Below are 20,669 nucleotides of genomic sequence, written 5' to 3' on the forward strand. Positions count from 1 at the left end.
TTTAATCTCTACGTCGGGTTGGGCGTGGGGCCGGGGGTGAGTGCAATGAGCCGGGATGAACAGCCTGACTATCCTACCCCAACTGTCCTTCCTCTGCCTCGTTGGCGACGTTGCCACATTCTGGCCTGTTGTCCTTGCGGAGAGTGCCGATCAAAGTGCTCACCACCACGCAGCGGTTTTCGCCCTGGGAGTAGGTGCTGCTAACCACAAAGCGCCCCAACTGACGCGCCCGCCCTTCCGAGTCGAAAACGGCCATCCTTCTTTCGTTGTCGAAGGTGCCAGTTACAGTTACAAAATTATTCAGGCGCACCCGCTGGCACGGGATCGGCTCATCGCAATGGCCTTCCTCGTCTTGGATCACCAGCGTGGGGACACTCGGATCTGAGTTGTCGATTTCAACCACCCAAGCGCGGCCTTGGAGAGAGGCTCTGGCGTTGGCGCGGGCGGTGCGCAGGGCTCGCTCCACCTTGTTTTGTGCGTCCTCCAATTGGATGCGCGCCCAGATGTTGATTCCGGAAGGGACGGCCAGCCCGGCCACAATGCCGATAATGACCACCACCGCCAGGACTTCTATCAGCGTGAAGCCCTGGGATCGAAGCGGCCGCGCCGGGCCAATGGTTTTTTTCTCCAAGGCCAACATGGTGGACATTCCCCCTAGGAGAGTTGACGGTTGATAACACCGCGGGCAAGAACCCGAGTTTGCAGCGGCAGCAGGTAGCGCGACACCTCTGAGATATCGACGCTGGTGGCATCCTCAATGTAGCGACGGAAGAGGCCGGGGTTGGCCCGCTCCATGGCCGTGGCCGTGATGTTGATGACCACATCCTGGGGTCGGTCGGCGCCGGGGCTGCGCCGCACGCAGACGTAGAAGCCCACGTCGTTCTGGTTATCTGCCAACCCTGAGAAGGTGACGCCGTTGGGTTTGCCACCGCCAAAGGCATAGCCCTGCGGGCAAGCGGGTGCAACCTGCGGACTCCCCTCCCGGCTGCTGAAGATGTTGGAGACCAGAGTTATCAGGCGGGGGCCATCCGCCCTGCTGGCAATGGGGATCTGGCGTGCTCGGGCCTGCTCGGAAGGCCAAGCAAGGAAACCTTCCCGGAACGGATCGGGATCTTCAACAAAGAACGGGCTGCGCCCAGCGCAGTCATTTTGACCCTGAGTGTTGAGGGGGCGTAACTCAAAACGCTCGATCCGCGCGTTGCCTTCCCAGGGAGTGTCCCCTGTTGGGTTGCCGGCGTTGTTGTAGTTGCGGCGCAGGTAGTACACCACCAGAGTGTAAATGCCGCGGCGGCCGACCAGCGTGTCCCAATCCGCATTTTTGCCGTTTGTGAGCGGGAACCCAGGGGGTGGTTGGGCAGGTAAGGTAGCACGGCCTTCGCGAACCTGTTGCAAGGTGGGGTTGCCCGCGTAGCATCCCCGCGGGATCGGTTCCAGCTTCCAAAAGGCAACAACCGGGATAGCGTCATCGGGGCGGCGGATCCAGCCTGGCGTGTAGAGCCGCTGGATAACATCCGGGATCCCGTCGCCGTTGGGCTGTTCGGTGTCGTTGTAAATGTAGAGAGCTTCTGCCAGATCCTGCTGGATATATTCCATGGCCTGGGTTAGCTCCGCCTGCACCTGGGTGCGGCCCGTCTCTTCCCGATCCAGCCGCATCGTCTCGATGACGATCATGGCGGTGGCCAGGAGAAAGATGGAGGCAATCAGCAGCGAGACCAACAGCTCGATGAGGGTAAACCCTCTGCTGGCTCGGCGGCGAAAGATCCTGAAAAACATAGGGCAACACCCCCATCTTGCAACAGGTTTTGCGGGCAGGAACTCAGGCTCTGCCTCAGGTTTCAACAGGACCGACAGGCAAGGGGAAAGCCCGGCACCTCTCCCTGGGATCCTCACCTTTGGTAATGGCTATCTGCCGGCAAACATCTCCCAAGTTGGCGGCGGGGTTAATTTCTACAAAGGAGGTGGCCAGGGGAAAGAGCCAGACATCGGCATTGGCCAAGTTTTGGTTGGCCGAAACCAGCTCCGTTCCCAACCCAGGCAGCGCTTGGCGCGTGTTTGGATCAAAAGAAAAGCGGTGGTAAACCCGCACGCCCAGGCGAAAGCTGCAGGGCACCCCCTCAATAACCGTTCTTGCCTGCCGGTCGATGCAGGGCGCTCCCTCATCGCGGAAGGTTTGGATGACGTATTCTTCCGGATTCCGCCCCGGCACTTGAACTTGCGCCAGGCGAAGGGAATAGTTGTCTTTGTGGGTGTAGTTGCCGTCATTTGCATCGGCGGGCATCTCGTCAGGGGGTGGGGTGTTGGCCAGCGGGTCTTCTCCCACTCTGGGCAGACGAGCCTGTTGCTCCGGAGCCTGAAAAGCTCTTGGAGCAGCCAACAGCTCGATATCCACCAGGGTGCGGATGCGATCCACCTCCTCCTGGGCCAGGCGGTTGGCCAGCTCCACCCGCTCGCTCATGGCCCGCCGGTAGGCAATCACCGTGAGGGTGGGGGCTAGGGCGGCCATGGCCAAGGCCACGATTACCACCGAAGCCAACACCTCAATGAGGGTAAAGCCCTCTGCTGCCAGTTGCCACCGAAGCCGACCCTTGCCCATGGATCCCTCCCTATTTCGCCCCTACCTTGAATCTACCCCTGACGGGACGGGTCAATATCAGTTGAACTCATTGCAGCCGCCAATCTGGGCAGACGGATCCAACGGCACATCCGGCTGATCCTGGAGCGCGCAGCGCAGCCGCCGCACATACGGATCTTGTGGATCCAGCTCCCGCAGGAACTCTGTGCGCGCGTTGGAGGGGAATTGGAAGCGGCTGGAGACAGCGCCAGGGCGGCGAGCAATCTGCAGCCCCACGTCGTAGCCGAAGCGGCGACGAGGTGGGAAGTAGTAGTCGTAGCCGCGCACAAAGGTTGAATCCTGCACCAGGTTGGGCGGCTCGAAGCTGTGCTGCAGGAAGGGGCCGGTGGCATAGGTGCTGTAGTTGAGCTGGATCATCGAGCCGCTGAAGAAGAGGTTGGTACCTCTCCACATCTCATTGAGGCGTAGGAAGTTGTGCATGCCGCCGGCGGTTTGATGCAGCCGCGACGGAAGCACCCCGCTAACGGCCACCGCGTTGACCCGCGTCTCTCGGGCCGGCTGCAGTTGCCAGTTTTGGCTGCCGTCTTCGCTGCGGCGGCGCTGGCTCACAGTGGTGGAGGCCAGCTCTTGGAAGTGAGGAATGGGAATGGGTCGCCGCGTCACCTCGTCCAGGATCACGCCCAGCACCGGGTTGTTGCCAGCAAAGCCCGTGGTGGGCTTGTTCAGATCCAGGGTAAAGGGCTCCACATCCACCCACACTAGGCCATCGTTATCGCCGCCGTTGCGGTCGATTTGCACCTGGATGGTGTTGCCGTTGGGCTTGACGTAGAAGCACAGGCCGTTGCGGATTTTTTCGCTGTCCTCATCGCCCCTATCGTCGATGTAGTAGCCGTCCGCGTACTTGGAGTCGGCGCGGTAGCCCTGGGCCGCAGCGTCTTTGACGCGGGCGTAGGGGTTGAGCGCCATTTGGGGTTGGATTTCCAGTTGAATTGGGTTCCCTGGGTTTTCAGGAATCAAATTCACCCCAAACAGCGGATCCCGATCCACTACATTAGTCTCGCCCGGATCCAGGACACCATCGTTGTTGAGATCTATGAATGTGGGATCATTGCCGTCATTGGTACGCAACGTGCTGGGGCGGCTGCGGCCCGTGTAGGCCTCGTAGCGGAAGCGGTCGTTGAAGTTGGGGCGGAACACCCCCGGCACCCAGAAGCCGCCATCGGGGCCGACTTTCTCCTCAGAGTCGCAGCGGACTTTTAGATCGTTTGGATCCTTGTTGAGCAACCGGCGCCGCAGCCGCCGTGCCCAGCCATCGCCGCCTGGAGCCGGGTCGCCGGCAATCGGTGGAGGTGAAGCGTTGCTTTCAGCAGGGCGGATGCCCGGCTCTTTGCTGGGGTTGGCGATCTGGAGGAGCAGCAAGTTACTCTTCAGGCCGTTGCGGGCGGCGTGGGCCGGCTCGCCGAAGATCCAGTTGAAGGCGGCCTGCAGGGCTTCGGCAGGGTTGGGCCACTTGGGCGGCTTGGGCACCCCTGCTTTCACCTCCAGCACCGGCGAAAGCCGCGGCTCTAGGGCAATGGTTACGCCTTCATCGGCAACCTGGGCCACGTCGTGGACGCTGATCGTCTCCGGCTCCGGCTCGGCTTGAACTTCGCCCACGGGGCGCAGCTCCACCGTGTTGGGCTTGGCCGCCATCCACTCGCCCAAGGGGCTCTTGCCGGGAGCATCCGGCACAAAGGTGTCGATAGGAGGAGGTGTCGGCGTCGGCGTGGGTGTCCGCGTCGGCGTTGGGGTTAGCGTCGGTGTCCGCGTCGGCGGGGGTGTGGGCGTCGGCGTCGGGTTGGAGCAGAGAGCCTGATTATTCGCTGGAGTTCCGCTCGGCAGGCAAGGTTTGTTCTTCGGCTCCAGCGGCTTCAGGTAGCGCAGGTCATAGTTTTCCTGATCGCTGCCATCGCGGGTAGCAAAGCGCAATCGCGCAGTGCCGGTGTTTTCATAGGTCTGGATCTCCACCAGGTAAGGAGAAGGCCCTTGTGCAGGCGCGCACTCCAGCTCCAAGCGCAGGGTGACCTGCTTGCCGCTGCCATCTGACCAGGCCTCGGCACCTGCCGCGTTCGGCCCTAGGCTGAGGGGACTGCCGTCCGGAACGCCAAAAGTAGCATCGGAGCCTTCCCGCCGCCGGATGATCAACCGCACGCCATCATCACCATCGAGGATGTGGTAGCTCTGCAGGCCCGGCCAGCGGGGATAGAGCTCCCCTACCCAGCGGACGACGAAGAAATCGTTGCCGTTGTTGTTGCCACTGCCAGATACACCGCTTCTGCGCCGCCAGCAGGAGCGCCAGAAGTTGAACCCACTCGGAAAGTTAAGCTCATCTGCATCGGTCAGCAAATTCGTAAAACCATTGTTGCCATCGGGCTCTCCGCAACTGGGCATCCAGAACCAGTCGCCGCGATCCCGGCGATCCGGACTGGCAGGAGGCAACGGCACCGACAGGCGGCAAAGGGGCTGCAGAATGTCAGACAAAGAAGAACTGTCGTTGCACTCGGGGAGCTTGTTGTACAGCCTCCGCTTGAAGGGAGACCTTGAATTCAGATCCGTGCTGCTACCGAACTGGTACTGGAAGCCACCCCACGAGGGGAAACCAGGGCCGCTGCGGGCAAAGAGTTCTAGTTTACTTGGATCATCGATAGCGTCGCGCACGCAGGCCCAGCGTTCGTTGTTGTTGTTGCTATTTACATTGCAGCGGGGCGCACTGCTGGTGTAGCCGTTGTTGTATTGACCGATGGCATCCGGCACCCCCTGGGCCGGGAACACTGGATCCGGCCAGCGCACCGCCCGCAGGTAGGGCAGGTTTTTATTTTGAGCATTCGAGAGCAAAGGGCCTACAGCGCCAGTGCTGGCAAACCCCGTATTGGGGTCGTACTGGTTCCGCGGGCTGGTGATCCAGCCGTTGTAGTACTCGGCCAGCAGGCCAGCGCCGCCAGGGTTCGGGCAGGGCCCGATGGGAGCCACCATCACCCAGCGGGAGGTATCCAGCACCGGGTTGCCCAGGGCGGAGATGCGCACGCCGAAGTTGGCATAGTCCCTATCTGGCGCCCGCAACTGCCGCACCTCAGGCACGCCCCGACCTACTGTCCGGTCGGCTTCATTGGAGTTGGGATCGGTGCTGTCGCGGCGGGCAAAGAGGGTGTCGCGGGCAAACACATCCGGCCAGCCGGGCTGGTTGGTGTTGTCACCCAAGTTCTGGGCCCCGTTGGTGTTGTCGAAGCGCAGAACACCAGCGCCATTGTTATTCGGATCCGGAGCCGGCCAGTTGTTGCCGCGGATCACCAGCGCCTGGTTGAGGAAGGAGGTGTTGGCCCCGAGGTTTGGCCCGCTGCAGCCGTAGTAGTCGTTGCGGCGAGGAGCCGAGGCCCGCTGTGGGTTGCCCTGGTAGTCGCGGTTGGCCACAAAGCTGCTGCCGCCGCCATTGAGGGTGCCATCCTGGACAAAGCCATCGTCAATGCTGCCATCGCAGAAATCGGCGGAGAGGATATTGATCGAGTCGCCTATGATCTCAGTGGGTCGCCAGAGATCCTCCGCTGCCCGGGCAAAGCGCCGGTCTTCGTTCCTCCGGAGTCGCCCGTAGAAGTTGCTGTAAAGGCCGTCTGATCCGAAGTTGAGGAGAGTCTTGAACTCTTCCAGCGGATCGCCTCCCCTCGTCCGGTGCAGGTTAAAGTCCCCTTGGATGTAGACGGGGTTGTCGGAAACGAAAGAGAGGCCGAAGACGGCTTCATCGAGGTTAAACCCGCCGCGGGCCAGCACTGCCCCATTGCGCAGCCGGAAGCCATAGGGCCGCCGATCCGGATCGGGGTAGTAGTCCACCGGTTTGGGACTGAGGCCCTCGTTGGAGACAGGCGGATCGCCGACCGGTTGGTTGCGACCAGGCTGACCGGCATTCATAACGCTGGCCAGAGTGCCACGGGCGTTTGCCGCTTGCCAGGCAGTTTGATAGGCGGCGAAGTTGGTCAAAGGCGGGCGGGCAATGGCATCCTCTCGCACCGCATCTTCCCGGAAGGCGTAGAAAATACCCCCCTCGCGGCCTTCTTGCACGCCGGCAGGCAGCCAAGTATCTCCGTTGATCAAGCCGTTGTCCTGCCCCGGGACGTTGTTGGTCAAAAGGGCCAGGTCGATGTTGAGGGCCCGCACCGCCATTGCCTCGCGGCCATCGTAAAACACCGAATCTTTGAAGGGCACGCGATAGCACTGGTCGCCGACTACTCGGATCAGCTCCATCTGGTTGCTGTTGGGATGGTTGCCACCGAGTAGGGTGCTGTTGGGGCAGGAGGTTGAGGCCCTGGGCAATACCCACTCGTTGATCTTCTTGCGGGGCTGGAGTCTGATCAGCTTCAAGTCATCCAGCTCCTCCAAGTTGCAGCCGGAATTTCTGGGATCGCACAGGGCTCGATAGGTTGCCTCCGGTACCCAACTCTCACCATCAAATGGCTTATATGCATCCCTCCGCTCGCTCTCCAGAGGATCCTGGTCGTCGAAAAAGTCAGTGTTGTTTTCGGTCGTGTCAGGGAAAATGTAGCGCAGCGGCAGGTAGAAGCGGTTGCGCTCAGGGTCATCCAGCTTGCCCTTGCGGCTGGCTTTGATGTCCTTCCAAAGGATCTGAGCTTCTGGATCAGGTTTGCTACCAGTGGCTTTATCCCAGATACGCAGAATGTTGTCGGCCAGCATGCCCAACATGCAGCCCGCCGTCTGCAGCGTGGTCTGGTCGGCCAGGCTAAGCTCTTCGACAGGCGTGCCGTTGTTAACCGTATCGATCACCCGCCGCAGCTCGGAGAAGTTGCCAAAGGCGGTGATGAACGGATCCGGGTGGATGCGGCCCGCCTCCTGCTTGGGCGGATAGGCCCCGTCGGGGTCGCCGGCAAAATTGGCCAGATTGGTTAGCGCCGTCCACAGGGGCGTCCCAGGCCGCAGCCAATCTTTCATCGGCTCAGGGTCATATTCCCAGACGTTGGTGCCCTCGCCGGTGAAGAAGTTGATGCCCAGTTGATTGGTCTGATCGCCGGCGGGGAAGGTGGAAGCCCGCTGCAAGCTCCAAGGGGTGCCGGGGTGGGCCACCGTGGCCAGGCAGGCGATGGGGAAGCGCCCATCTTGGTGGCTGTAGTGGTAAACCGCCGTGGCCTGCACCGCCGCCGGGTTATCCCGCAGGGTTAGGCGCTGCCGCGCCTCGTTGCTGATGAAAATGGCCTGTAGCTTGGTGGGATCAGGATCAGGATCATTGGGATCACCAGGGGGCACCAGTGGCAAGGGCAAAGAGTCGGTGCGGGTCAGCTCCAGGCGCTGCCCCACGATCACCCGCAAGCCCTCCACGCGGGCCCGCCGCTCCCAGTAGCCATCCAGCCCCACCTCGGCAAGTGCGCCTGCGGGTGGGTTGTCTTCGGTGAGGGATTCGCCCAGCTCATTTTTGGCCTCAGACGGGATTGTGTCACCTGCCCTGGCGTTGAACTTTTCGGCAAAGGTGGGCACGTTACAGCCCTTCTGCGGGTCAGGCGTCACGGGCGGACGCTCGTAGCTGGCCTTGGGCCCAAAGCGGTTGTCGGCCCGATAGACATCGTCCACGTAGGGCGGGCAGACCTGGTCGGGACTGGCCTGAAAACCGCCAGCCTTGATCCGTCCGGGGTTGGGATCCTTTTTGGCGTTGAGGGGAGATTTTGCCCATTCACCCGCGTCTTGCTGGTAATTTCCTCGGGTGCGTATGCGGCCGAAAAGGTGGAGCTCCAGCGGATCCAGGGCCACACTCTCCGGCTCTACCGTGTTTTGCACCGAGTCAAAGTTCAGGTTGTTTAGACTGACCGACACCCTCGGTGCTACGTCTTGCTCGCCGGAGTGCACATCGAAAACCAGGCTATCGCTCACCTCCTGGCCGGCGTAGCCAATAGCCCCTGCCACCAGCTCTCCGAAGGCAGTAATCTCCGAGTTATCTACAGGCATGTAGAAGCAGGATTGCTCCGAGCTGATGGTGAAAGCCCGGAACGAGTTGGTGGAGCGATAGCGGAAGAAAAGGCTGCCGCCGGCGTAGATGGCGCCGTTCCAGTTGTAGGGGGGAGTGAAGAAGAACTCCAGGTCACCGCGGCTGAAGGCCCCCCACTTGTTGAGGAGATCCCGCCGCTGATCCTGCTGGAACTGCAAAGCCGAGATGGCGCGGGTGGTGGAGTCGGCGCCTTGAATGGGCAGGGTGACGGCAAAGACCTGGAAAGGCTTGTACAGCGCCGATCCCGCCTGGAACCAGTCTCCCACGTTGGGGTTGGCGGTCTGCTCGGCGGCTTTGTGGGTACAGGGGGTCAGGACCGACCCTTGCAGGGGGCCACTGCGGATCAGCAACCGATGCGCCCGCTCTGTATCGCTGATGTTGGTCTCAAAGCCTTGTTGTTCCTTCTGGCCCGTCACCGGCGCACGGCGATTATGAAGAATTGTATAGGCAGTAACTGAGTCATTGACGCCGTTGTTGTCGGTGTCCACCAAGAACCACCAGGCCGGTGACTGTCGCTCAACCGGATCCTGGGAATCTGGCACGTTGGCCGTGTATCTCAGCAGGAAGCGGTTTTCATCGGGCAGAGTGTAGGGATCCTGCTGCTCTGCAGGCACTATGCTGCCGTCGTTGAGCAGGGCAGAGGCCAACTGCGCATCGGTGGGGGCGCCGGCGGGCAGGCGGGGATCCCGCACCAGGTAGTCGATCTTGGCCCGCGCCCGGTCGATGGCGGCGTTTAGTTGTCGGCTAACCGTCTGCCCCGCCCGTTCCACCTGGGTTTGGATGTTGCGCTGGGTGGAGCGGGTGAGCAGGCCCACCGTTACCAAGCTCAACACCAGCACAATCAAGATGGCGACCGGTAGAACAAAGCCACGCTCGCGGATCCTGCGCCGATCCACCGGGATCTTCAGAGAGCCAAGCAGACGCAGGGCAAGTTTGAGCAACAGTGGGGAAGGAGCAGACATAGCCGTACGCGGGTAAAGGCTGCCAAGATAGCAACAGTATGCAAGGGATCCGGATTGCAGGCATCCCCACCTCTGGGGGGAAACGCCGGACTGCCCAAGCGCTCCGCGCCGCTCACGCGACCACCCCCGGCCCCTCTCCCTGAGGGAGAGGGGAGGAGGATAGGGGCTTTGTACTTAGAGAATTCCCAGTTGTTGCGCCTTGAGCAGGGCGGTGACGCGGTCGGTGGCGTCCAGCTTGCGGTAGGCGGCGCTGGCGTATTCTTTCACGGTTTCGATGCTGAGGCCCAGGCGGCGGGCAATCTGCTTGTTGGCCAGGCCCTCCTTCATCAGTTGCAACACGCACAGCTCGCGGGGGGTGAGCTTGGGCAGCGCTTGGGGGGTGGGCAGCCAGTCTTGATGGGGAGTGGCCAGAATTTGCCGAATGACGCGGGCCAGCTCCGCCGGGTCGGTTTCTTTGGAGAGGTAGCCTTTGGCCCCCGCTCGTCGCGCTGCCTCGACCAAGGCCGGCTCCTGAAAGGTGGTCATCATCACCACCACCACTGACAGGCCCAGCTCAACAATCTGCTGGCAGGCCAGGATCCCGTCTCCATCCGGCATGCGCACATCCAAAATGGCCACGTCGGGAGGGTTGTGGCGGCAGTACTCAACGGCCTGGGATCCCGTCTCCGCTTCGGCCACCACCTCAAATCCTTGTGCTTGCAGGGCAAACTTTAGCCCCAGCCGAAATAGGGGATGGTCGTCGGCAATCAGAACTCGCACAGGGGAACTCATGGCAGGGGATCCCGGCCAGGAAGGGGGCTAAGCTTAATCTGCCCAAAAGAGGGAGCTAGCCCTCACCCCCAGCCCCTCTCCCTGAGGGAGCTGCCCAAGCGCTCCGCGCCGCTAACGCGAACATCCCCAGCCCCTCTCCCTCACCCCCAGCCCCTCTCCCCAAGGGAGAGGGGGGCTAGTTTTTCACAAAGACCATGCCGTGGGCGCTGGGGCTAAAGGTGGGATCCAGTTGGGTCTGGGCGTTGTACAAGGCGCCAGTTAGATCCGCTCCCTCCAGAAAAGCTCCCCGCAGGTCGGCCCCGCGCAGATCGGCCTGGTGTAGGTTGGCTCCTGTCAGGTCGGCGCCAGCGAGAATGGCCCCGCGCAAATCGGCACCGCTGAGGTTGGCTACCTGAAGGTTAGCCCCTGTGAGATTGGCCTGCTGCAGGTTGGCTTGCCTGAGATCCGCTTCCCACAGAAAGGCCCCTCCCTGATCCGTGCTGCTTAGGTTGGCGCCGCGCAAATCGGCCAAGTTGAGGATTGCCTGGGAGAGGTTGGCAGCTTGCAGATTGGCCTGCTTGAGGATGGCTTCTTTGAGGTTAGCCCCCCACAAATCCACGCCTGGCAGCTCGGCTCCCGTCAGGTCGCAGGCGGGGCAATCTTTGCTGGGGGCAACAACTTGGGATCGGCCCAGTTGGGCATCCAGCTCCAGTTGGGCAAAAACAGGAAGTGCCGGGATCCCTATCCCCCACAAAGCTATCCCGCCGAAGACGCCCCAAGACCGAGGCCCTACCACCTTTTTCACCGGGATCCCTCCCTCACCGTCGGCCTCTCTCCCTCTGGGAGAGGGGAGCTGGAGATCAACCCAGAACTATAGCTGTTCGCGGGGGATCCGCCATCCAGTTGCAACCTGGCCTTGGGGCGGCTGGCAGCGGGGGCAAAAGTGGGCTGAGCGGCCCGCCAGCTTAAGCCGCTGAATGGGGGTGCCACAGAGGCGGCAGGGATCCCCTTCCCGACTGTACACCCAGGCTTGACCTTGATAGTTGCCGTTGATCCCACGCAGATCCCGGTAATCACGCAGGGTGGTGCCCCGCTGCTCCAGCCCAACCCGCAACACCTCGATCAAAGCTTGCCGCAGGCGGCTTTTGGCAGCGTCGGAAAGCTGCGAGGCGGGCGTCAAAGGGTGAATACCGCTCAAAAACAGGGCCTCATCAGCGTAAATGTTGCCCACCCCCGCCACCAGGCCCTGATCCAGCAGGGCAGTTTTGATAGGGCGGCGGCTCTTCTGCAAAGCAGCTTGGAAATAGATTTCTGAAAAGGCCGGCGACAGCGGCTCCGGCCCCAAGCTCTGCAGGGCGGGGATCACCGTCTCCGGCTCCACCCCGGCGGGCACCAGCCACATCTGGCCAAAGGTGCGCAGATCAACAAAGCGCAGCTCCCACCCCTGCTCCAGGCGCAGCCGGACGCGAGTATGAACCGGCAAAGGCGCGGATCCCTGAACCCAGAGCAGTTGCCCGGTCATGCGCAGATGCACACCCAGAACCGCTCCGGAGTCCAGGGATCCCAAGAGATACTTGCCTCGCCGCTGCCACTGGGTCAAACAGGTACCAGCCAGCCCCTGCTCAAACTCCTCTTTGCCAGGGTAGGCCACGGTGCGAGGGAGAAGCACCTCCACCGCCAGGATGCGCAGACCTAGAGTAAGGCGCTGCAGATCCCGCCTGACGGTTTCAACCTCGGGCAGCTCGGGCACAGGACAGGAAGGCCAAAAGCTTGGTTTACTTGGCAGAGGTAGCTTTGGCTTTGGGCTTGGGCTCTTCCACCACCTCCAGCTCGTCCTCGCGGAAGTTGTTGGTGTTGATGTTGTAGTAGTTAACCTTGTCAAAGCGAACGATCACCGGGTAGAGGATGCCGCTGGTATCCACCGCTGCCACCGTTCCCACATCCCGATACCAGTAGGATTCTTTCCGCAACACACGGACTTTGGCACCACGCTGAATCGCCATAGGGGTTTTCTCCGTTGACCTGCACTTCAGATTACCCTAGTCGGTGGGAAGGCTGCGATTTCCGAACTTTTGTAACAGGGATCCCTGCCGTTCTGGGCTAGGGAGGAGAGATGAAACGCCGCACCTAGGAACCTGGCTCTTGTCCTCAACCGGAACACTGGTCATCGGCAGCTTCTTTCTTGCATTCGTAAAGAAATGCAAACTATACTGAAGGGTGGGTGGCATTCTTGTTTTCATTCTTTACAGATTCCACTCTTTTTGCTCCAAAGCACACAGCGGAGGTTCTTATGTCCAACCCCAACCTGTCTGAGCCCAAGTTTGGCTTTAACGAATATGCCGAGCGTCTCAACGGTCGCGCAGCCATGATTGGCTTTGTCCTGGCCATTGTCATCGAAGCGGTGACCGGCCAAGGCGTCGCCTCCTGGCTGGGGCTGATCTAGAAACTTGGCTTGCGGCAACCCCCCTCTCCCTGAGGGAGAGGGGCCGGGGGTGAAGGCAAAATCAAAAACAGATCCCTTCCTGGCGTTTGGCAATGGGCATGCGCCAGCCAGTGCCAAAGGCCCGGTCAGTGACCCGCAGTCCTGGAGGAGCCTGGTGGCGCTTGAACTCGGCATTTTGCACCAGCCGCAGCACCTGGTGTACGGTATCGGGATCAAACCCTTGGGCCACCAGCTCGGCAGCGGATTGGTGCTGTTCAACGTGCCGCTGCAGGATGGCGTCCAGCACGTCATAGGGGGGTAGGCTGTCGCTATCTCGCTGGTTCGGCCGCAGCTCTGCCGAGGGGGGCTTGCTGAGGATGGGAAGGGGGATCCGCTCCTGCTGCCGGTTGATCCAGCGGGCCAGGCGGTAGACCCAGGTTTTGGGCACATCGGAGATCACCGCCAAGCCACCGGACATATCCCCGTAGATGGTGCAGTAGCCCACTGCCAGCTCCGACTTGTTGCCCGTGGTCAAAAGCAGCCGGCCAAACTTGTTGGAGAGGGCCATGAGCAGGGTGCCGCGGATGCGGGACTGCAGGTTCTCTTCGGTAATGTCGGGGGGGAGGCCAGCAAAAGGCTCGGCCAAGAGATGTTGGTAGCTTTCCATAATCGCGTGAATGGGGAGCTTCAGGGTCGGGATCCCCAGGTTTTGCGCCAGTTGGTAAGCGTCCGTCAGGCTGCCGGGACTGGAATAGGGAGAGGGCATGAGCACTCCCAGCACCCGCTCTGGCCCTAGGGCGTCGGCGGCAATGACGGCAGTAACAGCCGAGTCGATCCCTCCCGACAGGCCCAGCAACACCTCGCGAAAGCCACATTTGCTGACGTAGTCGCGGGTGCCCAAAACCAAGGCTTCGTACAGCTCCGCTTCCGGCTCTGTTGGCCAGCGGGATCCCGGCGGGCTGGGTTCCTCATCACGGGGATGGAGCAGCGCCTCCACATCCACGATGAGCCGATCCGGCGCAAAAGCAGCAGCTTGGGCCACCAGCCGGCCTCGGCCATCTAGGGCGCAACTGGCCCCGTCAAAGATGAGGTCGTCGTTGCCTCCCACCTGGTTGACGTAGAGGATGGGCAGGGCGTGCTTGCGGGCTAGAGATCCGAGCATCTCCACCCGCAATTTTTGCTTGCCCAAGCTAAAAGGGGAGGCGGAAAGGTTAATCAGCAAATCGGCGCCGCAGCGGGCCATCTCTTCTACTGGATCGCGGTGGTAGCGGCAGTGCTGCCAGAAGTCGCGGTCGTTCCAGATGTCTTCACAGATGGTAAAGCCCAGTCGGCGGCCCCGGTACTCAATGGGTTGGGGTGGGGATCCCGGCTCGAAGTAGCGATCCTCGTCGAAGACATCGTAGGTGGGCAGGAGCGACTTCTGGAACCAGTGGCGGATCTGCCCCCTTTCCAGCCAGGCTGCCGCATTGTAGAGGGGCCGCCCCTCCGGCAGAGGGTTGGGCTGCACGGATCCCACCACCACCGGAATGCTCTCCTGCAGCCGGGCAGCCAACTGCTGCAAAACTTGGCCCGCCCTCTCGATCAGGGCCGGATAGAGCAGCAGATCCCGGGGTGGGTACCCCAACAGGGCCAGCTCAGACGTAATGGCCAGCTCCGCTCCTGCCGCCGCCGCTGCCTCGACCGCCGCACGGATGCGTTCAGCATTGCCGCTGAGATCGCCAACGGTGTAGTTGAGTTGCAACAGCGCTACCTTCACTTGGATCCCCTTGGCCGAGAACGGTTGCCCGGCAAATGGCAGACTCCACGATGATAGGCCAGCATGAATCGTTAAGTTTGGCCCTTCACCCCCCTTCTGCTGTTGCTGGCGACTCTGTTTCGGCTTCTGGATGGAAGTAGCGGTAAATCTGGCGGGCCAGCTTGGGGCCAATACCTGGCACCTGGGCCAACTGCTCTTCTGTGGCCATTTGAATGCGGGCAAGGGAGCGAAACGCCTCCATTAGCAGCTTTTGGCGCTGCTTGCCCAGGCCAGGGATCTCCTCCAGGACAGAAGCCTGTTGGCGTAGCTGCCGCTGCTGGCGATGGTAGGCTAGGGCAAAGCGGTGGGCCTCATCTTGGAGGCGCTGCAACAGCAGGCGGGCCGGATCCTGGGGCGGCAGCCGCAGCGGCAGCGGATCCCCGGGCCGAAAGATCTCTTCCTCCCGCTTGGCCAGGGCAATCACTGGCAGGTGATCCAGGCCCAGCTCTGCCAAGACAGCCATGACTGCCGCCAATTGCCCCTTACCGCCGTCAATGAGCACCAAGTCCGGCTGATCCTCAGGGGTCATTTTGCTGAAGCGACGCCGCGCCACCTCGGCATGGCTGGCAAAATCGTCGGAGTGGCCGGGCCGCACCTCGGGGTTGCGGATCCGATAGCGGCGGTAGTGCTGCTTGGCTGGCAAGCCGTCGATAAACACCACCTGGCTGCCCACCGCATCGGATCCCTGGAGGTGGGAAATGTCGTAGGCTTCCAAGCGGCGGGGAGCTGCCGGCAAATCCAAAACTTCTGCCAGGCGTTCCAGCGCCTCTGCCTCCCGGTTTGCCAAGCGCTGGCTGCGGGCTAGCTCCAGCCGGGCGTTTCGCTCCACCAGTTCAATTAGCTCCGCTTTGCTCTGCCGCTGGGGGGCAAGGAGACTGACCTTGCGCCCCTTTTTTTGGCTTAGCCAAGACTCAAGAAAATCGCGATCCGGCAGCTCGTACTGGGTCAAGATTTCCGAGGGAATTTCCACCGGGTCGCAGTACTGGTAATGCTCTTGCAAAACTCGCTGCAAAATAAGAGCCGGGTCGTCGCCACGGTTTTCAGCAATAAACCCCAGCCGTCCCACCAACTTGCCCACCCGCACCTGAAACAACTGGATGCAAGCTCGCGAGTCATCCATAGCCAAAGCCAGGGCATCGCGGCTGATGGTAGAGTTGGGCAAAGACACCTTCTGGGATTCGCCCAGTTGTTCTAGGCCACGAATTTGATCCCGGTACCGCGCCGCCGCCTCATAATTTTCTTGCTCGGCTGCCTGGGCCATTTTCTCCTTCAACTCCCGGATAAGCTCGTCCGTCTGCCCCTGGAAGATCATCGCCACTTGAGCAACGGTCTTGCGATACTCCTCCGGGCTGATCAAGCCTTGGCAGACACCAGGGCAACGCCCGATGTCGTAGTTCAAACAGGGGCGATCTTTGTAAAGGGGCTTGGGACGCTGGCGCAAGGGAAAAATGCGCTTCACCAGGCCGAGGGTGTAGCGCAGCAGGCCCACATCGGTATAGGGCCCGTAGTACTTATCTTGATTTTGGTTGAGACGGCGGTGGCGGGTAATGTAAATCTGAGGGTAAGGCTCTGACCACGTAATGCACAAGTAGGGGTATTTTTTTTCCTCCTTGAGGAGAACATTATAGGGCGGCTGATAGGTTTTAATGAGATTGTCTTCCAGGGCTAGGGCTTCGCTTTCGTTATCGGTTACGATAAACTCGATCTCGCAAACCTGAACCACCATGCGCTGAATGCGAGGAGGCAAGTCGCCGGTAAAGCGAAAATAGGATCGCACGCGAGATCGCAACTTCTTCGATTTGCCCACATAGAGAATCTGGTCGGTGGCATCTCGCATCAAATAGACACCAGGTTCGGTGGGAATCTCCTTGAGTCGGCTTTCTAGAACATCAGGGTTTTGAATCAGAGGGACAGTCATACAGCTTCGCTCCAACAGGCAAAGCCAGGGATCCCAAGGTTTTTATTCCGTGATGACTTGGCTCATGTAGTTTCTCCAAGTTTGGGCGGCAATGCTGCTGCTGCCGCGGGTGGGGCCGGCGTCGTCGTTGCCCAGCCAAATGCCGGTTACCAGAGGCGGGTTGGGTGTGTAGCCGATAAAGAGCAGATCCTTGTTGGCGGTGGTGGTGCCGGTTTTGCCCGCTTCTCCGATCCCAAGGCGAGCGGCAGTGCCGGTGCCGGAGCGGATCACGCCTTGCAATACAGCGGTCATCTGCTGGGCGACGCTTGCCGACAAAACCAGCCGCTGCGAGCGGGGATCCTCGCGGCCTGGGTAGATCTCGCGGCAGGTGCGAAAGTCTTCGGGGTTGGCGCAATCGCTGCTATCCAAGATGCGGCGGATGGTGTGGGGCCTGGACCAAAGGCCGCGATTGGCCAAAGGAGCAAAGGCCGCGGTCAGCTCCAGCAGGTTCACCTCCATCGTGCCGAGTACCAGGGAAGGATAGGGCTGCAAGGGGGATTGGATCCCCATTTGCCGCGCCATGGCCACCACCTGCTCCAGCCCCACCTGTTGGGCCAGCCGCAGGGCGATTACGTTTTCGGAGAGGATCAAGCCGCGGGCCAAGTCCATGGGGGCACTTCCCGAGCGGCAGCCCTGAAAGGTGAGGTTGCCCCAAGTAAGCGGCTCACAGGAGAGCACCTGCGAAAGCGGGATCCCCTGGCTGAGGGCGGCGGCGTAGGTGAAGACTTTGAAGGTGGATCCCGGCTGCCGTTGGGCTTGGGTAGCCCGGTTGAAGGGGCTGGCGTTGTAGTCGATCCCACCTACTAAGGCCAGGATTTCACCGTTGCGGCTGTCGAGGCTGACCAAGGCACCCTGACTGAAGCCCAGGCGGGAGCCCGCCTCGCGCACCGTTTGGGCCAGGGCCTGCTCCGCCAGCCGCTGGTAGGGCAAATGCAGTGTGGTCTCGATGATGAAGTTGCCCTCTGCCGAGAGGTCTTGGCCCAGAAGCTGCCGCAGCTCCTGGAAGACGGTGCTGTAGAAGTAAGGGGCAACCGTCGAGGTCTGGGAGCGCAGATTGGGGTTGAGGGTGAGGCGGCTGCGCCGGGCCCGCCGAATCTCCTCTTCTGGGAAGACTTGGAGCTCGCTGAGGCGATCCAACACCCGATCCCGGCCCCGCACGGCGGCATCGTAGTTGGCGATGGGGTTGAAGGCATTGGGAGCAGGCAGGATGGCGGCCAGGGTGGCGGCTTCGGAAAGGCTGAGCTGGCGGCTGGGGATCCCGAAGTAGAACTGGGCGGCGGTCTCAAAGCCGTAGATGCCGTTGCCCAAGTAGACGTTGTTGAGGTAGAGGGTGAGGATTTCGTCTTTGCTGTAGCGCCGCTCCAGCTTGAGGGCGGCAACAGCCTCCCGCAGCTTGCGGCCAAAGGTGTTGCCTGAGCCGGTGTAGTCGCGCAACACGGTGCGGGCCAGTTGTTGGCTGATGGAGCTGCCCCCCTGCTGCACCTCTCCGGAGCGCAGGTTGACCCAAAAGGCGCGGGCAATGCCCAGCAGATCGACCCCGAAGTGGGAGTAGAAGCGGTGATCTTCGGCGGCCACCACCACTTTGGGCAGAATCGGGCCGAAGGCCTCCAGGTTGGGCAGCTCCCGATAGATATCCCCCTGGTGGCGGCGCAGTTCGGTTTGCCGATCCCCGGCCAGGACGATGAGGGGGTTGCGATCGGCGGCGAGCGGCGGTTCTACTGAGAACTTGCTCCACTCATGGCCGATCCAAATTCTCACCCCCAGCCCCAAGAGCGCCATCAGGATCAGGCAGGCGCGCACCCCGTACACCTGCGGCGGCGGTGGATCCAACACCTGAATGAACACGCTCTCCGGATCCCGGGGCGGGCCAAGGCTGAGTCGCTGGCCATGGCGCAGGATCACTCGCCGCACCCGCTCGGCGCCGCCAAAGGGCTTGAGGCGAAAGACGCCGTTGGTGGAGTCTTGATCTTCCAGTTGGTAGCGACCGGCGTTCCACCCCAGCCAGTAGAGAATTGGGGGCAACGGGATCCGCCACCCCAGGCCGGGCAGACGCCAGCCCGGACGCGGACGGATGCGGGCGTGCAGATGGCTCACCGCAGGAGCGCGGATGCGGATGGTGGCCACCGTCTGGCTGCGACCCAGAATGTCGGATCCCTGCAGGGTGACCACTTGGGGGGGCTCTCCTGGGCAGGTGATCCGCAGGCGCACCGGGCGCTTGGGGGGAGGAGGCTCGGCGGGCTTGAGGAGAAGCGTAGGCCCGACCGGAAAGGGTCTCGCCAGGGTCTTGAAGAAGCGGGCGACGGTGCCCAGCACAGGATTCTTGTCTTCGGAAGCAGACATGGCTCAATCTCCCCGCAATTCCCGTGAGCGGCGCAGCAGCTCCTGCAGGGTCTGGCCGGGAGGAGGTCCGGCGGGGGCCGGACGGGGCTGGGCAACGGGGACGGTGGGCGGGGAAGGTGAAGGGCTGGGCGGGGGATCCCAAACGGCCAGGTAGAGGTGGCCCTGGGGGGTGCGCTCGACAAGGCCAGACCAAGGGCCGACACGGAACTGGACGCGCTCAGAACGGTTTTCCCGCACCGCCTGCAGTTCTCGCTGCAACTGGGGGGGCAAGGGGGCCTGCAGCATGTCTTCCAGCAGCCCTTCCGCCTGCGGAGCGGGCACGTCGTCGGCAACGGTGGCCTCGATTTGTTGCAGCGCCAGGCTGGATTCGTCGTAGGTGAGGCTCAAGTTCATGCCGCCCAAGCGGTACAGGTCGTACACGGTGTTGGGCCAAGCGCCCCGCCCCTGCTGGCTGGGGGATCCCAGGGCGGCCCGCACCACCTCGCGGGAAGTCTGGAGAGGGAAGGCGCGCAACACCGGCCCGCTGCCGCTGTAGGGCTCCAGCTCCGGCGCCGGATCCCGCTCCCTCTTGCCGGCGTCCTGGGCAGCACCGCCGTTGACCCGCTCCAGAGCAAGAGGTTCAGGGGCCGTATCGGGCTGCGCATCCGCTCCTGGGCGCTCATCCTCTAACTCCGTGGGAGCTGGCGAGGGGCGAGAGCCGGAGATCACCGGAGCCGCAGGGCGCTGCAGAAACCGTCCCAACTGCCAACTCACGAGGGCCCAGCCCAGCAGCCCGCCCATCAGGAAGAGGAGCAGGGATCCCCTGTTCTCCGCCGCAGTGGCCCTTGTCACGGGCCTGAGACGCAGCGTGCCGGCTGTTGCTAAAGGAGCAGGATCCCGAAGCGAGGCGCCACGGATCCCTGGCGATGGAAAGGCAACAGGGGCGGAACCTCGGATCCCGGCTTGGATGCGCTCCAGCTCTGCCAACACATTGGCCACCGTGGGCGGACGGGCAGCCGGATCTTTGGCCAAACAACTGAGGATGAGGTCGGAGAGGCCAGCGGGCAGTCCCAGCTCTTCCAGAGGCAGGGGGCGCTGCTTGTGGTGGGCCTGGTACCAGCCCGGGAAAGATTCCGTGGTGGGCTGGAGGGGCATCTGGCCCGACACCATCTGGTAGAGGATGATCCCGAAGCTGTAGATGTCGGAGCGGGCATCCAGCGGCAACCCTTCCAATTGCTCTGGGGAGGAGTAGGCCAGCGTCCCCAGGTAGGCGTGGGTGAGGCTCAGCGACTCCCGGGTGTTGAGCAACTTGGCAATGCCGAAATCCACCAGCTTCGCCAGCTCCCCCAAGCTCTCGTCGGCCACCACGATCACGTTGGCCGGCTTGAGGTCGCGGTGGATGACCTGGATCCGCTGCCCTTCCAAGAGGATCCCTTCGTGGGCCGCTTTGAGCCCCAGGCCAATTTGGCGGGCCAGGCGAAAAAAGCGCTCCAGAGGCAGAGGTCCCGCCGCCAGAATATCCTTGAGGGTTTGGCCGTTCAGGTATTCCATCACATAGAAGGGCACCCCATCGGTAGTGATGCCGTAGTCGCTCACCTTGACAATGTGCAGGCTCTTTTGGCCCAAAGCGGCGCAGGCTTTCGCTTCCCGCTCAAAGCGCAGGCGGGCCTGCTCGTCCATCGCCGGCTGGGAGAGCAGCTTAATAGCCACTTCCACCCCACCAAAGAGCAGATCTTGGGCCAAATAGACCCGCCCCATGCCTCCTTGCCCCAGCAGATGGGTGAGGCGATAGCGCTGGGCCAAGAGGCGATCCAAAAAGGGATCCGAGGAAGTGAACATAGGGGATGGCGACGATACAGAGAAGAGAGCAGGG

The 20,669-nt window shown here is 62.0% G+C and carries 13 protein-coding genes; 1 reads left to right on the forward strand and 12 read right to left on the reverse strand.

The annotated features are described in order from the left end of the window. Nucleotides 1-73 precede the first annotated feature (73 nt). The 8 genes from NW845_RS04950 to NW845_RS04985 all read right to left on the reverse strand — a co-directional run bounded on the left by NW845_RS04950 (nt 74) and on the right by NW845_RS04985 (nt 12,306). Complete coding sequence (locus NW845_RS04950; protein ID WP_414377207.1) at nt 74-649, reverse strand: Tfp pilus assembly protein FimT/FimU; 576 nt, start codon at nt 647-649, stop codon at nt 74-76. A 5-nt stretch (nt 650-654) separates the two neighbouring features. Then, nucleotides 655-1,773, reverse strand: a complete 1,119-nt coding sequence (locus tag NW845_RS04955) for a PilW family protein (protein WP_414377210.1) — start codon at nt 1,771-1,773, stop codon at nt 655-657. Between the two features lie 55 nt (nt 1,774-1,828). Then, nucleotides 1,829-2,593 (reverse strand): prepilin-type N-terminal cleavage/methylation domain-containing protein, encoded by a 765-nt coding sequence (locus NW845_RS04960; RefSeq protein ID WP_414377213.1) that lies wholly within the window; start codon nt 2,591-2,593, stop codon nt 1,829-1,831. 57 nt (nt 2,594-2,650) lie between these two features. Continuing rightward, entirely contained in the window at nt 2,651-9,553 is a 6,903-nt protein-coding gene (gene hpsA, locus NW845_RS04965) for a hormogonium polysaccharide biosynthesis protein HpsA (RefSeq protein ID WP_414377214.1), read from the reverse strand. A 174-nt stretch (nt 9,554-9,727) separates the two neighbouring features. After that, nucleotides 9,728-10,324, reverse strand: a complete 597-nt coding sequence (locus NW845_RS04970) for a response regulator (RefSeq protein WP_414377217.1) — start codon at nt 10,322-10,324, stop codon at nt 9,728-9,730. A 175-nt stretch (nt 10,325-10,499) separates the two neighbouring features. Continuing rightward, the gene (locus tag NW845_RS04975) at nt 10,500-11,108 is read right to left on the reverse strand and encodes a pentapeptide repeat-containing protein (protein ID WP_414377218.1); all 609 of its coding nucleotides are present in this window, start codon (nt 11,106-11,108) and stop codon (nt 10,500-10,502) included. Nucleotides 11,109-11,174: 66 nt separating this feature from the next. Continuing rightward, nucleotides 11,175-12,053, reverse strand: a complete 879-nt coding sequence (locus NW845_RS04980) for a DNA-formamidopyrimidine glycosylase (protein WP_414377221.1) — start codon at nt 12,051-12,053, stop codon at nt 11,175-11,177. A 25-nt stretch (nt 12,054-12,078) separates the two neighbouring features. Continuing rightward, entirely contained in the window at nt 12,079-12,306 is a 228-nt protein-coding gene (locus NW845_RS04985; protein ID WP_414362355.1) for a photosystem I reaction center subunit IV, read from the reverse strand. Nucleotides 12,307-12,593: 287 nt separating this feature from the next. Between NW845_RS04985 and NW845_RS04990 the strand changes: the two genes are divergently transcribed. After that, nucleotides 12,594-12,746 carry a chlorophyll a/b-binding protein gene (locus tag NW845_RS04990; RefSeq protein WP_011429120.1) on the forward strand — a complete coding sequence of 51 codons (153 nt, stop codon included), beginning with the start codon at nt 12,594-12,596 and terminating at the stop codon, nt 12,744-12,746. Between the two features lie 61 nt (nt 12,747-12,807). On the opposite strand, the gene NW845_RS04995 is transcribed toward NW845_RS04990, so the two are convergent. The 4 genes from NW845_RS04995 to NW845_RS05010 all read right to left on the reverse strand — a co-directional run bounded on the left by NW845_RS04995 (nt 12,808) and on the right by NW845_RS05010 (nt 20,635). Further along, on the reverse strand, nt 12,808-14,481 hold the full coding sequence (locus NW845_RS04995; RefSeq protein ID WP_414377224.1) for an NAD+ synthase: 1,674 nt from the start codon (nt 14,479-14,481) through the stop codon (nt 12,808-12,810). A gap of 85 nt (nt 14,482-14,566) precedes the next feature. Then, nucleotides 14,567-16,438, reverse strand: a complete 1,872-nt coding sequence (gene uvrC, locus NW845_RS05000; protein ID WP_414377226.1) for an excinuclease ABC subunit UvrC — start codon at nt 16,436-16,438, stop codon at nt 14,567-14,569. A 42-nt stretch (nt 16,439-16,480) separates the two neighbouring features. Continuing rightward, the gene (locus NW845_RS05005) at nt 16,481-18,817 is read right to left on the reverse strand and encodes a transglycosylase domain-containing protein (RefSeq protein WP_414377228.1); all 2,337 of its coding nucleotides are present in this window, start codon (nt 18,815-18,817) and stop codon (nt 16,481-16,483) included. Nucleotides 18,818-18,820: 3 nt separating this feature from the next. After that, nucleotides 18,821-20,635 carry a protein kinase domain-containing protein gene (locus NW845_RS05010; protein WP_414377230.1) on the reverse strand — a complete coding sequence of 605 codons (1,815 nt, stop codon included), beginning with the start codon at nt 20,633-20,635 and terminating at the stop codon, nt 18,821-18,823. Between the last annotated feature and the right edge of the window lie 34 nt (nt 20,636-20,669).

The organism is Synechococcus sp. H60.2 (assembly GCF_047462315.1).
Classification (GTDB): Bacteria; Cyanobacteriota; Cyanobacteriia; order Thermostichales; family Thermostichaceae; genus Thermostichus.

Coding starts and splice junctions, on each gene's coding strand:
- NW845_RS04970 (WP_414377217.1), bottom strand. CDS start 10,324: ATGAGTTCCCCTGTGCGAGTTCTGATTGCCGACGACCATCCCCTATTT.
- NW845_RS04985 (WP_414362355.1), bottom strand. CDS start 12,306: ATGGCGATTCAGCGTGGTGCCAAAGTCCGTGTGTTGCGGAAAGAATCC.
- NW845_RS04960 (WP_414377213.1), bottom strand. CDS start 2,593: ATGGGCAAGGGTCGGCTTCGGTGGCAACTGGCAGCAGAGGGCTTTACC.
- NW845_RS04955 (WP_414377210.1), bottom strand. CDS start 1,773: ATGTTTTTCAGGATCTTTCGCCGCCGAGCCAGCAGAGGGTTTACCCTC.
- hpsA (WP_414377214.1), bottom strand. CDS start 9,553: ATGTCTGCTCCTTCCCCACTGTTGCTCAAACTTGCCCTGCGTCTGCTT.
- NW845_RS04990 (WP_011429120.1), top strand. CDS start 12,594: ATGTCCAACCCCAACCTGTCTGAGCCCAAGTTTGGCTTTAACGAATAT.
- uvrC (WP_414377226.1), bottom strand. CDS start 16,438: ATGACTGTCCCTCTGATTCAAAACCCTGATGTTCTAGAAAGCCGACTC.
- NW845_RS05010 (WP_414377230.1), bottom strand. CDS start 20,635: ATGTTCACTTCCTCGGATCCCTTTTTGGATCGCCTCTTGGCCCAGCGC.
- NW845_RS05005 (WP_414377228.1), bottom strand. CDS start 18,817: ATGTCTGCTTCCGAAGACAAGAATCCTGTGCTGGGCACCGTCGCCCGC.
- NW845_RS04950 (WP_414377207.1), bottom strand. CDS start 649: ATGTCCACCATGTTGGCCTTGGAGAAAAAAACCATTGGCCCGGCGCGG.